General features: G+C 54.2%; 21 protein-coding genes and 3 tRNA genes. 12 read left to right on the top strand and 12 right to left on the bottom strand.

Features of this window, described 5'->3' with window-relative positions:
- The first annotated feature begins 6 nt into the window (after window positions 1-6).
- Window positions 7-753: a transporter substrate-binding domain-containing protein gene (locus tag GWQ27_RS10420; protein ID WP_034282846.1), complete on the top strand. Its 747-nt coding sequence runs from the start codon at window positions 7-9 to the stop codon at window positions 751-753.
- 218 nt (window positions 754-971) lie between these two features.
- Here GWQ27_RS10420 and GWQ27_RS10415 read toward each other — a convergent pair whose 3' ends face one another.
- Entirely contained in the window at window positions 972-1,985 is a 1,014-nt protein-coding gene (locus GWQ27_RS10415; protein WP_271787958.1) for a GGDEF domain-containing protein, read from the bottom strand.
- Between the two features lie 717 nt (window positions 1,986-2,702).
- Window positions 2,703-3,011 (bottom strand): hypothetical protein, encoded by a 309-nt coding sequence (locus GWQ27_RS10410; RefSeq protein WP_059169322.1) that lies wholly within the window; start codon window positions 3,009-3,011, stop codon window positions 2,703-2,705.
- Between the two features lie 789 nt (window positions 3,012-3,800).
- Here GWQ27_RS10410 and GWQ27_RS10405 point away from each other — a divergent pair.
- Both GWQ27_RS10405 and GWQ27_RS10400 read left to right on the top strand, forming a co-directional pair.
- The gene (locus GWQ27_RS10405; RefSeq protein WP_275907294.1) at window positions 3,801-5,015 is read left to right on the top strand and encodes a hypothetical protein; all 1,215 of its coding nucleotides are present in this window, start codon (window positions 3,801-3,803) and stop codon (window positions 5,013-5,015) included.
- Window positions 4,982-6,373, top strand: a complete 1,392-nt coding sequence (locus tag GWQ27_RS10400; RefSeq protein ID WP_275907293.1) for a hypothetical protein — start codon at window positions 4,982-4,984, stop codon at window positions 6,371-6,373. The genes GWQ27_RS10405 and GWQ27_RS10400 overlap by 34 nt, the downstream gene beginning before the upstream one ends.
- A 173-nt stretch (window positions 6,374-6,546) precedes the next feature.
- Here GWQ27_RS10400 and cysS read toward each other — a convergent pair whose 3' ends face one another.
- A complete protein-coding gene (gene cysS / locus GWQ27_RS10395) occupies window positions 6,547-7,923 on the bottom strand; it encodes a cysteine--tRNA ligase (protein ID WP_131729916.1) in 1,377 nt (458 codons plus the stop codon).
- 191 nt (window positions 7,924-8,114) lie between these two features.
- Between cysS and GWQ27_RS10390 the strand changes: the two genes are divergently transcribed.
- The 5 genes from GWQ27_RS10390 to GWQ27_RS10370 all read left to right on the top strand — a co-directional run bounded on the left by GWQ27_RS10390 (window position 8,115) and on the right by GWQ27_RS10370 (window position 10,713).
- Window positions 8,115-8,612: a peptidylprolyl isomerase gene (locus tag GWQ27_RS10390; RefSeq protein WP_005314539.1), complete on the top strand. Its 498-nt coding sequence runs from the start codon at window positions 8,115-8,117 to the stop codon at window positions 8,610-8,612.
- Entirely contained in the window at window positions 8,602-9,312 is a 711-nt protein-coding gene (locus tag GWQ27_RS10385; RefSeq protein ID WP_275907292.1) for a DUF4269 domain-containing protein, read from the top strand. The genes GWQ27_RS10390 and GWQ27_RS10385 overlap by 11 nt, the downstream gene beginning before the upstream one ends.
- Complete coding sequence (locus tag GWQ27_RS10380) at window positions 9,309-10,073, top strand: UDP-2,3-diacylglucosamine diphosphatase (protein ID WP_275907291.1); 765 nt, start codon at window positions 9,309-9,311, stop codon at window positions 10,071-10,073. Before GWQ27_RS10385 ends, GWQ27_RS10380 begins: the two co-directional genes overlap by 4 nt.
- An 80-nt stretch (window positions 10,074-10,153) precedes the next feature.
- Window positions 10,154-10,402, top strand: a complete 249-nt coding sequence (locus GWQ27_RS10375; protein WP_017413027.1) for a GlsB/YeaQ/YmgE family stress response membrane protein — start codon at window positions 10,154-10,156, stop codon at window positions 10,400-10,402.
- A 134-nt stretch (window positions 10,403-10,536) separates the two neighbouring features.
- Complete coding sequence (locus GWQ27_RS10370; protein ID WP_005314534.1) at window positions 10,537-10,713, top strand: DUF3606 domain-containing protein; 177 nt, start codon at window positions 10,537-10,539, stop codon at window positions 10,711-10,713.
- Window positions 10,714-10,863: 150 nt separating this feature from the next.
- On the opposite strand, the gene GWQ27_RS10365 is transcribed toward GWQ27_RS10370, so the two are convergent.
- The gene (locus GWQ27_RS10365) at window positions 10,864-11,637 is read right to left on the bottom strand and encodes a glucose 1-dehydrogenase (RefSeq protein WP_275907290.1); all 774 of its coding nucleotides are present in this window, start codon (window positions 11,635-11,637) and stop codon (window positions 10,864-10,866) included.
- Between the two features lie 119 nt (window positions 11,638-11,756).
- Between GWQ27_RS10365 and GWQ27_RS10360 the strand changes: the two genes are divergently transcribed.
- The 4 genes from GWQ27_RS10360 to GWQ27_RS10345 all read left to right on the top strand — a co-directional run bounded on the left by GWQ27_RS10360 (window position 11,757) and on the right by GWQ27_RS10345 (window position 15,979).
- Window positions 11,757-12,653 carry a LysR family transcriptional regulator gene (locus GWQ27_RS10360; protein WP_275907289.1) on the top strand — a complete coding sequence of 299 codons (897 nt, stop codon included), beginning with the start codon at window positions 11,757-11,759 and terminating at the stop codon, window positions 12,651-12,653.
- Between the two features lie 491 nt (window positions 12,654-13,144).
- Window positions 13,145-13,570: a hypothetical protein gene (locus GWQ27_RS10355; protein WP_275907288.1), complete on the top strand. Its 426-nt coding sequence runs from the start codon at window positions 13,145-13,147 to the stop codon at window positions 13,568-13,570.
- A gap of 206 nt (window positions 13,571-13,776) precedes the next feature.
- Window positions 13,777-14,508, top strand: a complete 732-nt coding sequence (locus GWQ27_RS10350) for a hypothetical protein (protein ID WP_021141035.1) — start codon at window positions 13,777-13,779, stop codon at window positions 14,506-14,508.
- 676 nt (window positions 14,509-15,184) lie between these two features.
- A complete protein-coding gene (locus GWQ27_RS10345; RefSeq protein WP_169045841.1) occupies window positions 15,185-15,979 on the top strand; it encodes a hypothetical protein in 795 nt (264 codons plus the stop codon).
- A 212-nt stretch (window positions 15,980-16,191) separates the two neighbouring features.
- Here GWQ27_RS10345 and GWQ27_RS10340 read toward each other — a convergent pair.
- The 8 genes from GWQ27_RS10340 to GWQ27_RS10305 all read right to left on the bottom strand — a co-directional run bounded on the left by GWQ27_RS10340 (window position 16,192) and on the right by GWQ27_RS10305 (window position 21,317).
- Window positions 16,192-16,278, bottom strand: a tRNA-Leu gene (locus GWQ27_RS10340).
- A gap of 41 nt (window positions 16,279-16,319) precedes the next feature.
- Window positions 16,320-16,393 (bottom strand) — tRNA-Cys (locus tag GWQ27_RS10335).
- A 35-nt stretch (window positions 16,394-16,428) separates the two neighbouring features.
- Window positions 16,429-16,504: transfer RNA gene (locus GWQ27_RS10330), tRNA-Gly, on the bottom strand.
- A gap of 183 nt (window positions 16,505-16,687) precedes the next feature.
- Window positions 16,688-17,242 (bottom strand): CDP-diacylglycerol--glycerol-3-phosphate 3-phosphatidyltransferase, encoded by a 555-nt coding sequence (gene pgsA / locus GWQ27_RS10325; RefSeq protein ID WP_059113890.1) that lies wholly within the window; start codon window positions 17,240-17,242, stop codon window positions 16,688-16,690.
- Window positions 17,243-17,426: 184 nt separating this feature from the next.
- Window positions 17,427-19,277, bottom strand: a complete 1,851-nt coding sequence (gene uvrC / locus GWQ27_RS10320) for an excinuclease ABC subunit UvrC (RefSeq protein WP_011898565.1) — start codon at window positions 19,275-19,277, stop codon at window positions 17,427-17,429.
- Between the two features lie 217 nt (window positions 19,278-19,494).
- Entirely contained in the window at window positions 19,495-20,139 is a 645-nt protein-coding gene (gene uvrY, locus GWQ27_RS10315; RefSeq protein WP_005320080.1) for a UvrY/SirA/GacA family response regulator transcription factor, read from the bottom strand.
- Between the two features lie 213 nt (window positions 20,140-20,352).
- Window positions 20,353-21,132, bottom strand: coding sequence for a 3-deoxy-manno-octulosonate cytidylyltransferase (gene kdsB, locus GWQ27_RS10310; RefSeq protein ID WP_005320083.1), 780 nt, complete (start codon window positions 21,130-21,132; stop codon window positions 20,353-20,355).
- Entirely contained in the window at window positions 21,129-21,317 is a 189-nt protein-coding gene (locus GWQ27_RS10305; RefSeq protein WP_005320086.1) for a Trm112 family protein, read from the bottom strand. Before GWQ27_RS10305 ends, kdsB begins: the two co-directional genes overlap by 4 nt.
- Window positions 21,318-21,394 lie beyond the last annotated feature (77 nt).

Below are 21,394 nucleotides of genomic sequence, written 5' to 3'. Positions count from 1 at the left end.
GCCAGCATGAAAAAATGGATTGGATTTGCCGCGCTGCTGTTTGCAGCCATCACCCAGGCCAGCCAGGAACTTGGCAAGCTGCACTATCTCAGCGAAGAGTACAAACCCTATAACTACACAGACAGCGCCGGCACCCCGACCGGTCTCGCCGTCGAGCTGCTGCATCAGGTGTGGAAAAAGACCAATACGCCGCCGCAGACCATCACCATCATGCCCTGGGCTCGCGGCTATTACCTGCTGACCCAAAAACCCAATGTGGTGCTGTTCGCCACCGCCCGTACCGAGGCGCGGGATCCGCTGTTCAAATGGGCATGCCCCATCGGGTATGCCGAAATCGTGCTGATAGGGCTGGCCAAGAACCCGCTCACCCTCACCAAGCTTGAAGATGCCCAGCAGCACACCATAGGGGCGGTACGCGCCGATGTGGGGGAGCAACTGCTGCTCAACAACGGCTTTGACGAGCAAAAAATCATGGCCGCCAACCGCCTGCCCCAGGCGCTCAAGATGCTCACCTCCGGCAGGGTCGACTTGATCTCCACCAACAAGACCACACTGATGGATCTCATTGCCTCCCAGCAGCTGGATCCCGCCCAGTTCAAGGTATTCTGGATGTTGAGCTCGGAGCAGTTCTGCTTCGCCTTCAGCCACCCGGTCAGCGATGAACTGGTCAAGGAGTTCCAGAATGGCCTGACCCAGGTGCTGGCCAGCAGCGAATTTCAGCAGATCCAGCACAAATACTTCCCCGTGCCCTGACCGCACCATGGCATAAATCGGGGCCCAACAGGGCCCCGATTTATTGCAGGTATAGCGTCAGTGCCGAAGCCAACCGGATCAGCCAGCAGCCGCGATGCAGCCAGGCGTGCCAGCCGCCAATGAGCGAGTCCCCGCCCCTTGTTGCCCCTGCTTAGTCAGCGACCACTATTGCGGCTTGCATCGAGATCGACAGGTTTGGCGGGCTTGATTCAGACGCCTCAGGATTGGGCGCGGCGCTGACGCTTGACCGCATACATGCAGGCATCGGCCTGGCGCAGCGCATCGTCAATGCTGATGCTGGCCGGATCGACAGCCACCACTCCCACGCTGGCACCGGGATAGTTCAGCACCTGGGACGCCAGTGGCAGTTGAACCTGGCTCTGCTCGAACAGACGGCGCTGAAAACAGTGCACGGCAGCCTCGACCGTCTCCTCACCGCTCAGTGGCCCCATGCCCACGGCAACGAATTCGTCACCGCCAACCCGCGCCAGCAGATCGCCGCTGCGCAGGGCTCCCGCCAGCTGCTGCGCCATGGTTTGCAGCAGCAGATCGCCAGCATCATGACCGTGGGTGTCGTTGATCGCCTTGAAGCCGTCGAGATCGATAAAAGAGATCAGCAGGGGATGACCGGTACGTTTCAACAGCGAAAACAGGCGATGAAGCTCCAGCATCAGCGCCCGACGATTGGGCAGGCCGGTCAGGGGATCGCTCAATGCCTGGCGCGACAGCTCGTTGTTGGCCTGTTGCAGCTGCTGCAGCAACTGCTCCCGCTCCACATGCTCGGCAATCAGTCGGGCGAAAAAGGCGATCAGATGCTCAGAACCTGTCACCAGGGGTTTATGCTCGGCGCTGGCGCCGCACAGGGTGCCATAGAGTGAACCGGAAGAGGTCCGCACCGGACTGCTCATATAGGTGCGGATCCCCATCGCCCTGGCCGCAGCCGAATCACCCCAGCGGTCGGCGACGTCGGCGGCATACAGTCGCCCTTCATCGAGCGCCCGCCGACACAGGGTATCGCTCCAGTCAACGCTTACCCCTTCCGGGATCTGCAAGGCGGCACTATTACGGGCATACAGGATATGTTGTGCGCTCTGTTCGAGGTCGATTTGCGTCAGATAGGTCGACTCCAGTCCAGTGACCGTCTCGAGCATTTCAAGGAGAGGGCGAGTCAGGCTCTCCAGATCCCGCGCCGCTGTCACTTGCACTGACAGAGCCTGCAATATTGTGTCCATGCACACCTCTTAGCTTGCATGTCTTGTCCTGAAACGATAGCCAACCCCACTGCCCCACCACAAGCAAACCGAGGGCCAATCAGGCAAAATACCGCCATTTTTATCCCGGCAGTCGATGGACGGCACTCAGGCGAGTCACGCCTCTGGCGGCGGCGCCGATCCGGCTGCGGCCCAAGGGGCTCCCGGCTCACAACCCCAGACTTTCTCACCGGGCTCGGGGCTCGGCCTTTCCCGTTTATTGCCCACCGGCCCCGAGCAATTCCCTGCCGGGAGGGACCTGCCAAGCCCGGCGACCCCGATTGGCAGCCACCTCGTGGCCATAACTTTGAACTGGCGCAAAAAACCATGCAATTCTGACAGTTGCATCATCAATTCCATGGATTGGGCCGAGATGGCTCCGTAATATGGTGGACGGTGCCTGTTGGCCCCCTTGTTCCCTCTGATGGTCAACAGCGCATTGTGGTAGCGACAGCCAGGGGCGGTAGCAATTATTGCGCAGTCCAGCCGGACTCCCGCGCCTGCGGCGATACGCGGGGACGCTCTCTTCGACGGGGTGTTATCTCAACGAACAGACGAGGTGTTATCTCAGCGAACCAGAGGGGAATTCAACGCCGGCGTCTGGCCAGGATGCGTGTCGCACGCCCATCACCTGACCACAGGCTGACGGATGCAGCTGCCGCCTGGCCCAAGGCCCGTCGCCACCGGACGCGACCCGGGTTATTTGACCCGCATCAGGCGATGGCGGGTATCGCCCAGCTCGAACTGGATCACCTGGGAGCGCTGCATGGCCTCGACCCGTTGCAACATGTCGGCGTTGTACTGCTTGCGCCGCATCCACTGCATGGGCTCCTCAAAGCTGCCTTCATTGACGATAAAGGTATCCGTGTAGGTATCGTTCACTATGCTGACCACCCAGATGCGCTGCTGAAACTCCGAGAGTTCGGCAAAGAGCGCGGCCCCGCGGGTCGCGAGCCAGCGCCCTGCTTGGACGATCCTGTTTTTACTGCTGACGAACCGGTTTGCCATAACTGATAAGGGTTGGATAAGAGGAAAGTTCGGCATCCTAGCATCCAGGGGGATAAGGCACCAAGCAATGGGAGGGGCCGCCCTCCCCTTCGGGCAAGACGTTGGGAGCAATATGCACGTAGGGTGCAATAAGCGGAACGCATTGCACCACGGTAACAATCCCCTCTCCCCTTGCGGGAGAAAGGTAGGGTGCCAATAAGCGTGTAGGGTCGATTAGCGAAGCGTAATCGTCCGCGGCAACAGTACCCTCTCCCCTTGCGGGAGACAGGTAGGGTGCCAATAAGCGAAGCGCATTGCACCACGGTAACGTCTTTATGCGGCGATACGGTATCGGCATGGCTTCGCCATGCAGGACACGAGGGCGCTGCCCTCGACGGGGTTTCGCCACCGCTGCGCGGCTTGGCGAGTGACTTTGGAAAGACCCGCTCTCTTTGGCAAATAACACCAAAGGTCTTCTCCCCCACTTGTTCACCCTCCTGCGTCGGGTTCCCTCGGTTCATGCAAAAGGTCTGGTGGAACGACGCAGACGGTACATCCCTGTACCGCCTGCGTCTGCGCCGTCGTCCATGACGGCGCTCCTGACCTTGTGCCCTCACCTCGGCGAACAACAGGTGGGGAAATCCGAATCCTCAATTCCAAGGTCGATTAAGAGTACTCTGTGAGTTCATGGAATTGGCTCAAATTAAAGGTCAAATAAAGAATTTTGACTTTTATATGGCCTTATTTCTCGAGCGCCTGATTACACTGCGCTAATCGAACCTACAAGCTAACCTCATAACAAGGGCAAAAATGAAACTAACCATATTAGATAAAAAAGTAGAGGCTGAGGCCACATGCTATTTATGCAGAGTAAACTTAGCAGACTATATCATTTCAATCCCTGATGATTACAAAAATTTTGATATACAGAGAGGTATTGTAAGCAATAAGTATTTAGATCACTTGGTCGATACTGTTGGAAATGTTCGCCACATCCCCCCCATTGTTCTTGTTACAGGTAACAATGTAGTTAAAGGGGATGTTTTAGAGCTGGAACATTTCAAGATTTTAGATGGTCTCCAAAGAACACATAGGCTAAAGCTAATTTATGACACAATTAACACAATACTTTCAAAGAAAGATACCCCTTTGCCAGATGATAGCATAAATACCTACTATCGGTCTTATTCATCTGAATTCAAGGAGGTAGGTGCAAACCGTCAATTGATAAAAGCCCTAGCCAAATATAAAATAAACAACCTAAACTCCCCCTTAGATTTTTTCAAAAACAATACAATATGGGTTGAGGTATGGAGCAATCTATCTAATGACATGCAAATCAAAAAGATGTTGCTATTAAATGCCGGGCACAAATCAGTAAATATAAAACATCAACTTGAATTATTGTTTTTAGGCACATTATTTAAGCTTGAAGAAATTTCTACAGAGCAAGTTACCTTTGTAAGGGAGAAAGATACAAGCGCCAATCAATATAGTAAGAACAGACTTCTTGGACAGTATCACTTTTCACACATCATATCTTCACTTATATCTCTTTGTGCTGGAAAAATTGTAAATACCAATACCGACTTTGTCAGCGCCCTTCAATCAGGAGACTTGCCTGAAGTTGAAATAATTGAAGGCTTCAATATTGAATTCCTTAAGAAATTCATACATTTCATTTATACATTTGACACGGCGCTAAATATTAGATACGGAGAGACAGGGTTAAAATGGTTAGGAAGAGAGGTGGTTCTAGTAGGATTTTTTGGCGCACTGGGGGCCTTTGCCAAACAACATAATATAGAGCTTGTGACACTCCTAGATGATTTGGAATCAAATATTTATAAAATAGTAGAGGCACTATCAATAAATGAGTTTGAAATAAAAAGAAACCAAATTGAATTAAACAAAGTCAATATTGGTGCAATAAACAAAAGAGCTGTTTATCAAGCCACATATGATCTGATTTCTAAGGAGCCGTTTTCCTCTTGGGAACAGTACTTCGGGGGGACAGTAAATTGAAGTATAGCGACATTATCTACCCCGCCATCACCAAAGTAATAGAGAGCCTACTCGCAAAAATAGATGAATATATTGATGCGATTGCAATGGAGGATACTGAATATCTAGAAGATGCCCATGACCTTTTAAAAACCCATCTTGAAAAGATCACGAACACTTATATAAATGCAGCACCTCCATGCTTAACTAGCATATATAATGATTTAGAAACTGATCAATCTTTTGTTAATTTACCAATAGATAGATTGCACCAGTTAAAAATAACATTGCAACTATCAAGTTTTGTAGAAAACGATTCTGGCCTTGATCTAGATGATGATATTGGATTTGACGAAGATAAATTCTCTTTTTTACAACTAGATGATCATACTATTCCTCGATTTATTTACGGCTATCACAACAGTCATAGCATTGATGATTCATTACTATTCATTGACTTTAGTTCAAAATATTCCAACTCTGATATTTCAGAATCAAGTTTATCTAATGGCTTAATCTCTCTATTAATTCTTAATATATCTCAGGCTGATATAGAAGGGCGCCTTGATTTTTCAAAATCATACATTTTATGTTCAAAAAACACCTCTAATACTGTAGCGATATCCGCCCTCAAGATGAATGCAGCTTTGCAAGGACATGTTATACATACCGAAATATCAATGCAGAAACAATCAGCGTCATCTACTCAACTGAGTAGGATTTCCACAAGACACCCATATTCTCAGTTCGAAGAAACACTTATTATTCTCAGTGAGTTTAACAGCACCTCTGATCTTCTAAGAAAATATCTTTCTATATACCACATCATTGAAAACTTTATGTTTAAGATACCACTAGTTCTTTTGGGAAGAGAGAATAATGGTAACGTATTTTCCCTTAGAGACTTTAGACGGTTAAATGAAGCTATTCAAGATAGAGAACTTCTGGCACTAATTAGTATATTTAAAGAACAAAAAAAGGGTGCATTTTGGAATAGAAGTATTTCAGGGAGCACTTTTAGTAACTTAGTCAAAACGGCGGCACAGAATTCAATTAACGTTGTCGAATGGGACAATACAGATTGCGATACTTTTTTAACCAAGCTACAAGTAAATACTGGTGGGAGGCCATCCATTACATTCCTCACTAATATTGAGGCGAAAGAGTACTGTGAACTATTGTATAAAATAAGATGTGCCATTGTTCATAATAAAGAGACTGAACTTCACTTGTCTTATTTCAAAATAAGTAAAACCATAGCTATTCTTATAGAAAACATATTGATAAAGCCACTCCACAAACTAATCAGTGACTTATTGACTGACAACAGCAGTACAGTCTGGTATTTAGGACCAGAGTTAAAACTCTATCAGACATGAATGCCTTTTTAATTATGACCGAGCATCTTTATATTCTAACAAAATGCATCTAAACAATTGGAGAAGGTTTTCCATCTTATTTAAGAATACCTGTGATATTAAAAAAAACCGCAGCCCTAGGGCTGCGGTTTTTTTATTGGGTCGACCTGTTGGCACCAACAGGGCAACCTGCCTTAGGCACGGCGCCAGCTGGTCTTGCCGGCGCTGTCTTCCAGCACTATGCCCATCTCGGTGAGACGGGCTCTGGCGGCGTCGGCAGCGGCCCAGTTCTTGTCGGCGCGGGCCTGATTGCGCTGAGCGATCAGTTGCTCTATCTCGGCCACTTCGTCATCGGCGTCATTGCCCTTGAGGAAGGCGTCCGGATCCTGTTGCAGGATGCCGAGCACGGCGCCCAGTTCGCGCAGACGGGCACCGAGGCCTGCGGCCACGCTCATGTCTTCGGCCTTCTGGCGGTTGATCTCGCGCACCAGATCGAACAGGGCCGAGTAGGCTTCCGGGGTGTTGAAGTCGTCGTCCATCGCTTCCTTGAAGCGAGCCACCTGTTCATCACCACCGGCAGCGGCAGCCACCGGCAGATCGCGCAGGGCGGTATACATGCGCTCCAGGGCGGCGCGGGCTTGCTTCAAGTTGTCTTCCGAGTAGTTGAGCTGGCTGCGATAGTGGCCGGACATCAGGAAGTAACGCACGCTCTCGGCGTCGTAGTGGGCCAGCACATCGCGGATGGTGAAGAAGTTGCCAAGGGATTTGGACATCTTCTCTTTATCCACCATCACCATGCCGCTGTGCATCCAGGTGTTGACGTAGTCGCCACCGTGGGCGCAGCAGGACTGGGCAATTTCGTTCTCGTGGTGCGGGAACTGCAGATCGGAACCGCCGCCGTGGATGTCGAAGTGGTTGCCAAGGTGCTTGGAGTTCATGGCGGAGCACTCTATGTGCCAGCCAGGACGACCCGGGCCCCAGGGACTTTCCCAGGTCGGTTCGCCGGGCTTGGACATCTTCCACAGCACGAAGTCGAGCGGGTTGCGCTTGGCATCCACCACCCCGACCCGGGCACCGGCTTGCAGCTGCTCCAGATCCTGGCCCGAGAGCTTGCCGTAGTCGGCGTAGGAGTCGACGATGAACATGACATCGCCGTTGTCGGCCACGTAGGCGTGATCCTGCGCGATCAGGCTCTCTACCAGCTCGATGATTTCACTGATGTGCTGGGTGGCGCGGGGCTCGACGTCCGGGCGCACCATGCCGAGGGCATCAAAATCCTGGTGCATGTCGCCGATCAGGCGTTCGGTCAGATCGTCGCAGGTGACGTTGGTCTCGGCGGCGCGCTTGATGATCTTGTCATCCACGTCGGTGACGTTGCGCACATAGTTGAGCTGATAACCGCAGTAACGCAGGTAACGGGCCACCACGTCGAAGGCGACGAAGGTGCGACCGTGGCCGATATGACAGTGATCGTAGATAGTGACGCCACACACATACATGCCCACCTTGCCCGGGTGGATAGGTTTGAATTCTTCTTTTTGACGAGTGAGTGTGTTGTATATCTTCAGCATCTTATGACCACTGCCTGTGAGTAAAATGGCCTGCCATTCTACCCGCATCCGGTGGAGAAAACGAGGCAGAAAACAGGCCGGATCCTGCGTGCCATCTATGCCGCAGCCCCTTGATGGGCTAGAATTGCCACCACTTTATGCCATAGCCGCGAGCCACCTTCGCGCCCGCGCCACATTTGAAAGGACATATCATGGTTACTCTGCACACCAACCACGGCGACATCACTCTGACCCTGAACGCCGAAAAAGCCCCGGAAACCGTGGCCAACTTCCTGCAATACTGCCGTGACGGTCACTACGACAACACCATTTTCCACCGCGTCATCGACGGTTTCATGATCCAGGGCGGCGGCTATGCCCCCGGTTTTGAAGAGAAAGAGACTCGCGCCCCCATCAAGAACGAAGCGGCCAACGGCCTGTCCAACAAGGTCGGCACCGTCGCCATGGCCCGTACCATGGAGCCGCACTCTGCCAGTGCCCAGTTCTTCATCAACGTGAGCAACAACGACTTCCTCGACTTCAAATCCGCCACCACCCAGGGCTTCGGCTACTGCGTATTTGGTGAAGTGACCGCCGGCATGGACGTGGTCAACAAGATCAAAGCCGTCAAGACCGGCAACGCCGGCCGCATGCACCAGGATGTGCCGGTAGAAGACGTGGTGATCACCAAGGTGACCCTTGCAGACTGATCTCTGCCTTCTGCGAGATGAACTGACTGCGGCCCCGGCCGCAGTTTTTCCATCTGCGCGCTTGACCGCCGGCCCGAACTGGCGCCGCCTCGACTATCTGGCCCAGGGCAATCCTCGCCAGCGCGCGGCCCATGCCCTGCTGAACGACACGCCCCTGTGGGGTGAGTTGCAGAGCCTGTGTCTGGATGTGGCGCTGGTGAGCACCCTGGCCATCGGGCTCGACCGGCCAGGCAGCGATCTCGACATCCTCTGCCAGCACAGCGATCCCGTCGCCCTTGCCGACCTGTTTGCCCAACGTCAGTGGCAGAGCCGCGCCCTTGGCAGCGACATCTGGCTGCTGGAGCAGACCCTGATCGATGGCGAGGGCACCCCCTGGCCCATCGAGCTCTATGTCACCCCGGCGCGGGTCGATACCCTCAACGGCTGGCGCCACCTCAGCCTGATGGCCGCCTTGATAGAGCACTTTGGCCACGACTTTTACCAGACACTGCGCACCTTGCGCCTGCAACAAGGGCTGAAAGGGGAAGCGGCAATCTGCCGCCTGCTGAAGTTGCCCGGCGACCCTTATCAGGCGCTGTTGACACTGGAGGGGCGCGACCTTGACCAGCTTGACTGGCGGCCTCAGGCACAGGCACCCTCTGCTCAGCCAGCCACTTTTTCCAGCCATCCAGTTATCAGGGCCCCTTGCACACCATCATGAGCACCCTCTTTATCAGTGACATTCACCTGTGCACCGACCGGCCCGACATGACGGCCGCTCTGGTGCGCTTTCTGGAGCGCGACGCCCCCGGTGCCGATGCCCTCTATGTGCTGGGGGATCTGTTTGAATTCTGGATTGGCGACGATGACCCCAATCCGCTCCATCACGCCATCGCCGATGCCTTTGCGGCCCTGCGCCAGCGCGGCGTGCCCATCTACTTTATCCACGGCAACCGCGACTTTCTGCTGGGCCGGCAGTTTGCCAAGCGATCAGGCATGACACTGCTGGCTGATCCTTGCGTGATCGACCTCTATGGGGAGCGGGTGCTGCTGAGCCACGGCGATCTGCTCTGCACCCTGGATCTGGGCTATCAGAAACTTCGCCGCATCACCCAGCTCAAATGGCTGCGCTGGCTCTTCTTGCGCCTGCCGCTGGCCCGTCGCCTTGCCATCGCCTGCAAGATGCGTGGCCAAAGCCAGATGGAAAACGTGCAGAAGAGCCAGACCATCATGGATGTGACGCCAGCGGCGGTGGACGCACTGCTGCGCCAGCACGGCTGCCGGACGCTGATCCATGGTCACACCCACAGACCCGCCATTCACGATTTCACGCTCGACGGTCAACCTGCCCGCCGTATCGTGCTGGGAGACTGGTTCGAGCAGGGATCCGTGCTGGTATGCCGCCCGGGCGAGCAGCGGCTGGAGCAGCGCACCTTGCCATCGCTCAATCCTGCCGGGGCCCATGAGTCCGACAATCTGTGACCAGCCGACCATCGCCAGCCCTTCGCACCGTCGCCCCCTCCCCTATAATGTGAGCTCACATAGATAACGAGGAGTTGGCCATGGGATTTATCACCTGGATCGTGTTGGGGCTGTTGGTGGGTATTCTGGCGAAATGGATCATGCCGGGCCGTGATGGCGGCGGCTTTTTCATGACGGTACTGCTGGGGATCATCGGCGCCATGGTGGGCGGCTATGTCGGCACCCTGCTGGGTCTGGGCTCAGTGACAGGTTTCAACCTCTCCAGCATCGCCATCGCGACCATGGGGGCACTGATAGTGCTGTTTGTGTTCAACAAGATCCGCAGCTGACCCTCCCCACCCTTATCTTGAACGGGTACAGGGTTGTGTGAAGCTCGTCACCATGCGGCATGGGTATATGGGGGATGATGGCGACCAGGCAGAAACTTCTTTCTCGCCAGCCATTTCCATCAGTTGAGGTTCGTATGCCTGACAACAACACCCTAGCCCATCCCCTTGACGCCAAGAGCATCAACGTCAATGACCCCTATGAGATGAAGCTGTGGATCAAGACCTTCGAGTGCACCGAAGTACAGCTGAAAAGAGCGGTGAAAGCCGTCGGCACCTCGGGCAAGGCCATCCGAAAACACCTCAAGAAGTAGCCGTTCGAGAAATGGTAATCCGCTGAAAAAGCCCCGCGAGGGGCTTTTTGCATGGGTCATCGCCATCATGCGTCAGGCGCAGGATCACAGCACGGACACAGGCTAACAATGGACCAAGGTCGAGCGCATCAGGCCAGCACGCATCCTGGCTTAACGCAATCCGGCAATGGTGAAACCGCCATCGACCAGCAGACTCTGGCCTGTGATGAATCGCGCTTCGTCGCTGCACAGCCAGGCAACCACGTCGCCAACATCGTCAGCTCCACCAATACGCCCGGCCGGTGTCAGTCTCACAAAAGGCTTGAGCGTCTCTTCATTCGCCCCCATCCGTTGTGCCATCGGCGTGTTGATGATGCCGGGATTGACGTTATTGATGCGGATGCCATGAGGGCCTGCTTCCAGCGCAAGGGCGCGGATCATGGCATCCAGCCCGCCCTTGCTGGCGGAATACGCCGCCGAGCCAACACTCGCGCCTTGAGTCAGCCAAGATGACGTATTGACGATAGCGCCGCCGCAACCGGCTGCCGTCATCGCTTCCAGCTCATATTTCACTGACAACCAGACCCCTTTCAGATTGGTAGCGATCACGCGATCAAATTCAACTTCCGTCATCTCGCTGATCGGCGCAAACCCCTCCACCCCTGCGTTATTGAAGGCCGCATCAAGGCGCCCAAAATGAGCCAGTGTCACAGCAATCAGCGCCTTCACCTGAGCACTGTCCGTTACGTCTGTTGGCACCGCAAGCGCTTCCCCGCCCTGGGCGCGGATCAAATCGACGGTCTCCAGCAGTTCAAGCTCCCGTCGTCCGGCGACCACGACTTTTGCACCATCACGGACAAACGCCAGCGCCGCTGCCCGACCAATTCCACTTCCGCCCCCCGTAACCAGCGCGACACTATCTTGCAGACGTAATGATTGAATCATCTCTGTACCTCGTTAATGAAAGACTCGATGGAGGTCAGACTATAGGTGACTTTATTGTCGCGAATAAGCCACCTTATATCGCATGATTTACTGGCCTATATTCAGCAATGGGAAGCGCAGTGCGAACAAATGAATTTGGAGAACTGACTGCATTTGTTGCGGTTGCGGAAGAGAAAAGCTTTCGCAAAGCAGCGGCACGCCTGAATTTGACGGCATCAACGCTCAGCCATGCCTTGCGTGCGCTGGAGGAGCGGCTCGGCGTCAGACTGCTGAACCGTACCACCCGTACCGTTTCGCCGACCCAGGCAGGTCTGGCCCTGCTGGCAGAGATAGCCCCGGCATTCAATGTTATTGCGAATGCCGTCGAGAAAGTAAATGCGTTCAGGGAAAGCCCACAGGGAAGGGTGCGGATCAACACGCCAAGGATCGCAGCTAACATGATATTTCTGCCGCAGTTGCAGAAATTTTGCCATCAGTATCCTGATGTTCAGCTGGAGCTGGCTACCAACGACGGCTTCGTGGATATCATCAGCCAAGGTTTTGATGCCGGTGTACGCATTCGCAGCGATGTTCAGCAAGATATGAGTGCGGTTCGTCTGACGGCAGATTTCCATTCTGCAGTATATGGCTCACCGGCGTACTTCGAACGGCACGCCATCCCGCTGATCCCCGCCGATTTACAGCATCACTTGTGCATCGGACGTCGGGAAATCACAGGAGGGTCCTTATACCGCTGGGAATTCGAAAAAGATGGCAGGCAAATCGCGGTTTCGGTTAATGGTCCGGTGACGGTCGACAACGTCAGCATGATGACTCGCCTCGCGCTGGACGGCATAGGACTGGTCTATACAGCGCAAAGCCCCGAACACGATGACATGGTGACAACCGGCCAACTGATACGGGTTCTGGCAGACTGGTCGATCACCTACCCCGGCTTCTTTCTCTATTATCCCGGCCACAGGCAGTTGCCTGCGGCACTAAAAGCTGTGATCGATTGCTTCCGCTTGCCGTTTTGAACTGGCACGGAAACAACGTCATATGACACAGTTCAGATTTCCTGTGTGTCAGTGCCTTGCGCACTGGCAAAACCTGCTTTGAGCTCATGGATCAAGACAAGTCCCCCTGTAACAGCAAGTCCAGCTCGCGCTCCAACACCGGGATAAGCTTGATGCTGTCGGTCTTGCCATCCGGGATATTGATGAACATAGGGCGACAGTTTCCCACCCCCTGCTGTTGGTAATCTTTTCTTTCATCTCCTGCTCGGTTCGGCTTGCCCTGCTGCAGGTAGACAACGCAGCCGGACCTCATTACTGAGTGATAACCTCATACTAAAGCATTACCAATTTAGGGATATTGATCCAAAAAATAAGATTTAACAATCAATACGTTAAGTGAGAACCTATTCTCTTATAACCAAAATATATAATTAGCATTTAAAATGTCACATCTATCATTGACCATATGTATGTCGTCATTTGGGAATTAAACAATGAGAGATAGGGGGCAAATGGAAAGGCCAGTTGATGATGTCATTCCTCTTGGCTATGACTCTCGGCGTTACGTCCGTTTTGTTCTTTCTGGTGGGGGTTATGTTGTCCAGTGCCATCTAGACAACATCTGGTTTGACGCATTCAGACCTGCGCTAAGGATGAATCTTCGCGACGTCAATATCCGTGGCGTGGGGCTGATGGGCAAGGCACAACTCAAACCTGGAGACAGGCTGATTATTCCATCACCTCAGGACTATTTGATGCATGCAAAGGTAGTTCGTTGTGCGCCAGATCCCCTTTTCCCGAAACTCTACAGGATCGGCCTGGTATGGGACCGGCTCCTTCCCGCTAGAGTGCTTTTACAATGGGAGTCTTTTGTGTTGCCACCTCAGCTTCCTGATTTTCATGAGCAAGTATCTATCTTGGAAAGCTTATCCAATTGAATTTGTGTTCTTTTTAGAGCCCACCATCAACGACGATGTGCATTCCGTCTCAAGCCAGCACCGCCAGTAATGATAACTTAATCAAAAAAGAATTATTGTCACTTGATCCATTCGAATCTCATTGCTAGGCTCCATTTCACGTGGAGCAGAAGTAGATATGTAGCTACGCGGTATCCCTTACATTTCATCAAGGAAAAGGAAATACCATGGAAAGCATCGCTATTGCAGCATCCCAGCTCAACTGGAACGGCGGACAACGCATCACCCTCAAAGCCGGTGACACTGCAACCTGTACTGTGCTGCGTCCCGACCAGCTGTATGGGATCTTCATCTACAACTCGGCCCAAAATGACAACAACGCTGCGGTGAACGTTGTCTGGAGTAACAGCCAACCTCCCTGCCAAATCACAGTACCGGGTACGACGGCCAACGCAGGCCTGGCATCAATGGGCTTTGTGTCTGGCACTGACACTCAAACCATTTCCGTCTCTCTGCCCAGCAACAGCGGCATCGCCCAAGTTGACCTCTGGCTGGGCAGTGTCAGCATGCCGACCAATACTGCCGGTCTGAACAACCAGCCGTTGCAAGCCAACGGTGATCCGGTGCCGTTCAACAAATACACTCGGTACTATGCAGTGCCTCCGTCAAAATGGATGAACCTGACGATCGCCAGTACCATCACCCAGTTCATTTCATGCCAGTTCCGGCAAGACAAGGCGACCGTGTTTGTCGTCAACGAGACCTCCAACGGTCTGCTCAAAGGTCAGATCACCAAGATGGGGCCGACGGCCAGTGAGACCGGGGCAATTACCATCACGACCTCCCAAATCCAAAGCATTACCGAGAACCTGCAGGGCGATGGTTCGCAGTGGGTTTGGATGGATGCAGACAGCCAGCAGAACTCCCAGAGTGCAACCATTGCACTGCAGTCTCTGTAATCGACCCAAGCGTCTTAACATCAAGAAGGCCCCACAATGTGGGGCCTTCTTCTATCTGCCTGACGGTGCCTGAACATGGCATGGGAATGGCGCAGCGCGGCATCATACGTGAAGCCTGTACACGCTCACACCCTCCAAGCACACGGCGGCGACGCCCACCGCCGCGTCTGCGCCACGGAATCCACGCTCTTCCGCTAGCGCCTGCGGGCTGTATCAATAAAATTTTTTACAGAAGTGGATTACCGCAAAACCATAGGCCAAGGCCACGCCAGATAAAGGACCTCGGGCGAGGCTAGGATCTGAAAAGAAGGATCCTTTTTACATTTTTTACAGTTTGGAGGAGCGCTGGATAGCCGCGCTGAAAACGTAACCTATTGAATATATTGGGAGTGTTGTAATTCTTGTGGGGATTTAAATAATCAGGAAGGGTCCAGTTTGCCGCGAGGGAACCGCTGGAAGGCTTTTTGTTTCAGTCGGTTAAGTCTAATGAGGGCCGATTTGATAATTGAAATTTTGAAAGGGGCCGATCAGTCTTGATGCCCTTACCCTCCCCCACGATTGTGCGGTCTGTTCTCCCAAACAATGTGGACTCGCACACCCCCTGGAACATTGTTAAAGTGCCAGCCCGCATAAAACTCAACAACCAATAAAACGCGTAAGACTGAAGGCAAAAGCTATGGTGATAACAAAGTCGCTGGTATGCGCAACGATACCTACACTGCTGCTACAAGTAATCAGCTTTGGCACATGGGCTGAAGGAGAACAAGTTTGCTCGTCAAATCAACTAGCGGCCATCAAGACTCGTTTGCCTTCAAACACCGAGCTGACAGCTAGTGCCTGTAAGACGTTGCCAAACCAGCCAGAGGTAACCTTAATCTCCTACATTTTCCCAGATAATGGGGAGCGCAATGATGATATGTCTCTACCCACCAGTCTCTGGCGAGTAGAACTCATTTCCCAAGGGAAAGTAAGACAGCGGTTTGAGGAAATCATTGAAGAAGATGCCAGTATCCGTATCGGTAGCGCCAGTATATGGCTCGATACAGCGCCCTACCTACTGACCAAAGGAGAACGAGCCTTTGGCGTAAGATTAGATATCGGCTATGGCCCCTCGTGCGCCGATGGTTTTAGGTCCAATTTTTTACACCTCTTCCGAGTGCATGGCGGAACCCTACAGCGCATCATGAACGGCGCCCCTATGCTGCACACCTACATACGAAAAGGCATGCCTTGCTCACCAGAACCAATAGATTTAGAACGGGGCATGTCATACATCCAAGTCATGCCAGAGATGTCGAACGGTCTGCACGATCTTAAAGTTGTAACCAAAGCGAAAACCGAGACCGTCGAGCAGGATGGTTCCTCTCAAACTTCCAGTCAGAGAACATTGAGTACCACCCTGCGCTTCAACGGCCATGAATATCCGATTGGAGAATGGGATAACTTACCGAGCAAGGAGTGGTGGAAGTAAACGGCTATACCCTGCTCCACACGGTAAAATCGTCGGGTATGTACAGAACCCTGTAAAAGCCTGTCCTTCAGCGGGCTTTGCTGTTTTTGGCCGAAGGAGTACCACCACCGGTCCAATCCGCGAGACACAATCGCTATTGCCACCCAGTGGCCATTTGACCAAAAACAAAAAGGCCACTATCGCTAGTGGCCTTCGTAAGTCTTTGATTTTAATGGTGCCCGAGGCCGGAATCGAACCGGCACGACGCGAACGTCGAGGGATTTTAAATCCCTTGTGTCTACCGATTTCACCACTCGGGCACCGCAATCGGTATCAAGTCCGCGTGGCGGGCTTGTCAATATGGAGGCACGTTCCGGAGTCGAACCGGACTAAACGGATTTGCAATCCGCTGCATAACCGCTTTGCTAACGCGCCATGCAAAAGAGAGTTGGCTCTCTATTGTCTGAATTTGGAGCGGGAAACGAGACTCGAACTCGCGACCCCGACCTTGGCAAGGTCGTGCTCTACCAACTGAGCTATTCCCGCATTGGTCTGGCTGACTGCCTGACTACGAGGACGCATTCTAGCGATGTTCCTCGCTCAGTCAACCAAAAATATTTAATACCCTGATCGTTCGGGTGTTTTTTACCCTTTTCCTGCACTTTTACCACTCATGAGTATTTCCCTGCCCCAACGACAGGGAAACACCGTTTTCTACCAAGGCAGAAACTAAAAGCGGGAGTGGTAGGTCAGATCGCCCCAGGCCGCTTTCATGTACTGGAACATGGACCAGAAGGTGAGCACGGTCGCCACATACAGCAGCACGTAAGCGAGCCACACCATCCAGATGTCGTATTGCCAGATAAGGCCGGTGAGCGACACCATCTGGATCATGGTCTTCCATTTGCCAATCCAGCTGACTGCAACCGCGGAACGCTTGCCAAGTTCGGCCATCCATTCACGCAGGGCCGAGATGATGATCTCGCGGCCAATCATGGTCATGGCGGGGATAGTGACCCAGATGGTGTTGTAATGTTCGACTATGACCACCAGGGCCGCTGCCACCATGATCTTGTCAGCGACCGGATCGAGGAAGGCACCGAAGGCGGTTGACTGATTCAGCTTGCGGGCGAGATAGCCATCAAACCAGTCGGTCGCGGCCGCAAGAATGAAGACGACAGCCGCCGCCAGATAGGACCACTGGTAGGGAACATAAAACAGGATGACGAAGACGGGGATGAGCAAAATCCGAAAAAACGTCAGCAGGTTAGGAATATTTGTCATTATTTTCAGCCACTTCTTGTATGCCGCTACATGGTAGCCCCAAGCCGATCACGGATGCAACCGGACAGGCGCCCGCCTTGGTCTATTAATCCATCAATAACCTCAGGATGCGGGCCATTATGGCATTTTCAGCCCCCTTGCGTCACGGCTCTTGTGCATCAGGATCCGGGGTCGAGAGCTATGTTCAGAGCGAACGCAGTGCATCGTGGATCGACTGGGCCAGCTCCTGGCTGATACCCGGCACCTTGGCGAGATCGTCCACACCTGCCTTTTTCACCTCCTGCAAACCCCCCAGATACTTGAGCAGGGCTTGACGACGTTTGGGCCCAACCCCCGGAATGTCCTCCAGGGTACTGCTAGTACGGGCCTTGGCGCGCCGTGCTCTGTGGCCGGTAATGGCAAAACGGTGGGATTCATCGCGAATATGCTGGATCAGGTGCAAAGCGGGCATATCTGCCGGCAAGTGCAGCTCTTCGTGGCTCTCCCCCATGATCAGGGTCTCCAGCCCCGCCTTGCGGGTTACTCCCTTGGCAATGCCCACCAGCAGCGGGTATTTGCCGCCGAGAAACTCCTGCTGACGCGCCAGGATCTCCTCGGCGCGGCGCAACTGACCCAGGCCGCCGTCGATAAAGAGCACATCCGGCACCTTGTCCGGCTCTTGCAGCTTGCCAAAGCGCCGCTCCAGCACCTGCTCCATGGCAGCGTAGTCATCACCGCCGGTGATGCCGTCGATGTTGAAACGACGATACTCGGAGCTGAGCGGCCCCTCCCGGTTGAACACTACGCAAGAGGCCACGGTGCGCTCCCCCATGGTGTGTGAGATGTCATAACACTCCATGCGGGCGATGGGGCGCTCCAGCTCCAGCAGCTCTTCCAGCTGGCTGAAGCGGGCCGTGGTGGTGCTCTTGTGGGCGAGGCGCGAGCGCAGCGCAGTCTCGGCATTGATGGAGGCGAGCTTGATGAAGCGAGCCCGCTCGGCACGGGTACGGCTCACCACCCGTACCTTGTAGCCAGCAGTCTGGCTCAGGGTGTCGGCGATCAGGGTTTCATCCTCGAGGGCGACGTCCAGCAGCACCTCGCTCGGGATCTGCCTGCCCCCCTGCCCCGACAAATAGAACTGCAACAGGAAGGATTGCACCACCTCTTCGAGGGGCGTGTCACTCGGGACCTTGGGGAAGTAGCTGCGCGAGCCGAGTACCTTGCCCTGGCGGATAAAGAGCACATGGATACAGGCTGCGCCCTGCTCGAACGCCACACCAATGACGTCCAGGTCGTCCAGCACGTTGCCGCTCACCGATTGCTGCTCTGTTACCCGGCGCAGCGCCTGGATTTGATCCCGATAGCGGGCCGCTTCTTCGAAGCGCAGATCGCCGCTGGCGGACTCCATCTTGCCCACCAGCTCACCTATCACCTGCTGGTTCTTGCCCGCCAGAAACAGCTTGGCCAGCCCCACCTGCTGGGCATACTCAGCCTCGCTCACCAGACCGGCGACACAAGGACCGGCGCAGCGTTTGAGTTGATAGAGCAGACAGGGACGGGTGCGGTTGGCATAGACGGCGTCTTCGCACTGGCGCACAGGAAAGATTTTCTGCATCAGATGCAGGCTCTCGCGCACGGCGCCGCCGGAAGGGTAAGGACCGAAATACTCCCCTTTAATCTTGCGGGCACCGCGATGCACGCCGATGCGGGGGTGCTGGTGCGCCGTGATGATGATCCAGGGGTAGGATTTGTCGTCCCGCAGCAACACGTTGTAACGCGGCTGGTACTGCTTGATGAGATTGTGCTCGAGGATCAGCGCCTCTGTCTCCGTATGGGTCACCATGACCTGAATATCGGCGATCTGGCGCACCAGGGTACGGGTCTTGATGCTGTCGACATTGGTACGAAAATAGGAGGCGAGCCGCTTTTTCAGATCCTTGGCCTTGCCCACATAGATGACGGTGCCGCCGCTGTCATACATGCGGTAAACGCCGCTCTGGTGCGTCACGGCACTCAGAAAAGCCTTGCTGTCAAAGAGAGGTTCAGAAGTCGTCATGATGGCTCCTGCGACAAAGATCGATCTGGCGCGTCACGGCACTCAAAAAGGCTTTGCTGTCAAAGAGGGGCTCGGGAGAAAAAGTCATCAGCTACTCGACTCAACACAAAGGGACGAAAACGATAAAAGTCAGCATCAACGGAGAGAGCATACTGCGCCAGGCCGGCGAAATGCAAAAAGGCGGCCGGGCCGCCTTTGCTTGCTACACGACAGCCGGTTACAGGGTGTCGGCATCCAGCATGCCATAGCGAATGGCCAGATGGGTCAGCTCCACATCGCCATTGATGTCGAGCTTGCTGAACAGGCGGTAGCGGTAGCTGTTGACCGTCTTGGGGCTCAGGTTCAACTGTTCGGAGATGTCAGTCACCTTCTGTCCCTTGGTGATCATCATCATGATCTGCAGCTCGCGCTCGGAGAGGGACTTGAAGGGATTCTCGTCCGCCGAGGCAAACTGACTGAGGGCCATCTGCTGGGCGATCTCGGGGGAGATGTAACGCTGGCCTGAATGCACCAGGCGAATGGCGTGGATCATCTCATCCGGCGCGGCTCCCTTGGTCAGGTAACCGGCGGCGCCCGCCTGCATCACCTTGGTCGGGAACGGATTTTCTGAATGAATGGTCAGCACTATGATGCGCACATCGGGCCGGATCCGCAGTATCTTGCGGGTCGCCTCCAGGCCGCCGATGCCCGGCATGTTCATGTCCATCAGGATCACGTCAGGATGGTGCTGACGGCAAAACGTAACGGCGGTTTCCCCGCTCTGTGCCTCACCCACTACCTTGATCCCGCGGACATCTTCCAAAATGCGTCTTATCCCTGTACGCACCAACTCATGATCATCGACCAGGAATACATTAATCACCCAAACACCCCGTTTTTTATCTCGTTATACGCCAGTTAGGGTTAACACGGCGTCTTGCATCATAACCAAACTCGTTCATTTGGCAAACCATGGGCGGGAAAAGTTTGAAAGTGCTCGTAAATGGCGTTTGTAATCAAATAATTATATAAAGATTCAACACAAAAAACGGTGCCTGCAGGCACCGTTCAGAGGGTCACATTGATTGCGCTGGCATCAGTTCGCCAGCAGTGCGCGTACCTTGTCCAGATCGGCCTGGGTATCCACCCCGACCGGCGGCGCTTGCAGCGCCTGGGCCACGTGGATCTTCTCCCCGTACCAAAGCACCCGCAGTTGCTCCAGGGCTTCGACCTGTTCCAGCACGCTCGGCGCCCAGTCCACGTAACGCTGGATGAAACCGGCGCGATAGGCGTAGATGCCGATGTGACGCTGGTAGTGATCGCCAATCTGCTCGTGGCTCCCAGCAGCGCGATCACTGGCAGCAAAGCGATCCCTGTCCCAGGGAATGCAAGCACGACTGAAGTAGAGGGCGTAGCCCTCCTTGTCCGTCACGACCTTGACCGCATTGGGATTGAACGCCTCTTCAGCGTCCTGAATGGGTACGGACAGCGTCGCCATGGGCGCGCTCGCCGCAGCCAGGTTGTCGGCCACCTGACGAATGATGGCGGGGGGAATAAGCGGCTCATCTCCCTGCACGTTGACCACGATAGTGTCGGCAGAGAAGCCGTAGTGACGGCACACTTCCGCCAGTCGCTCGGTGCCGGACTGGTGATCCTGCGATGTCATGCACACCTCGACACCGGCTTGCTCGGCAAAAGATGCCAGGGCGCTGTGCACCCGCTCGTCATCGGTGGCGACGATCACCCGATCCGCGCCGGATTGCAGGGCTTTTTCCACCACGTGCTGCACCATGGGCTTGCCATGGATATCTGCCAGCGGCTTGCCCGGCAAACGGGTCGAGGCGTAGCGGGCAGGAATGACCACCACGAAACTCATGACGGCATCTCATCGCTATTGAGCTGGCGAGCACGGTTTTCCAGCAGCACAGGGATCCCCTCTTCCAGCGGATAGGCCAGCTTGTCGAAGCGGCAGACCAGCTCGTGCACGGCCTTGTTGTAATGCAGCTTCCCCTTGCAAACCGGGCAAGCAATGATGTCGAGCAATTTAATGTCCAATGCCAAAATAAACTCCTTCAACGATGTCGAGCGGGCAAGACAACCAGGCCCTTATGATGTCGAGCTATTCAATATTCGATTCC

Source organism: Aeromonas sp. 5HA1 (genome assembly GCF_029237245.1).
Classification (GTDB): Bacteria; Pseudomonadota; Gammaproteobacteria; order Enterobacterales; family Aeromonadaceae; genus Aeromonas; species Aeromonas salmonicida.
Note: the sequence above shows the minus strand (reverse complement) of the source record. Positions and strands in the feature narration are given on the sequence as shown.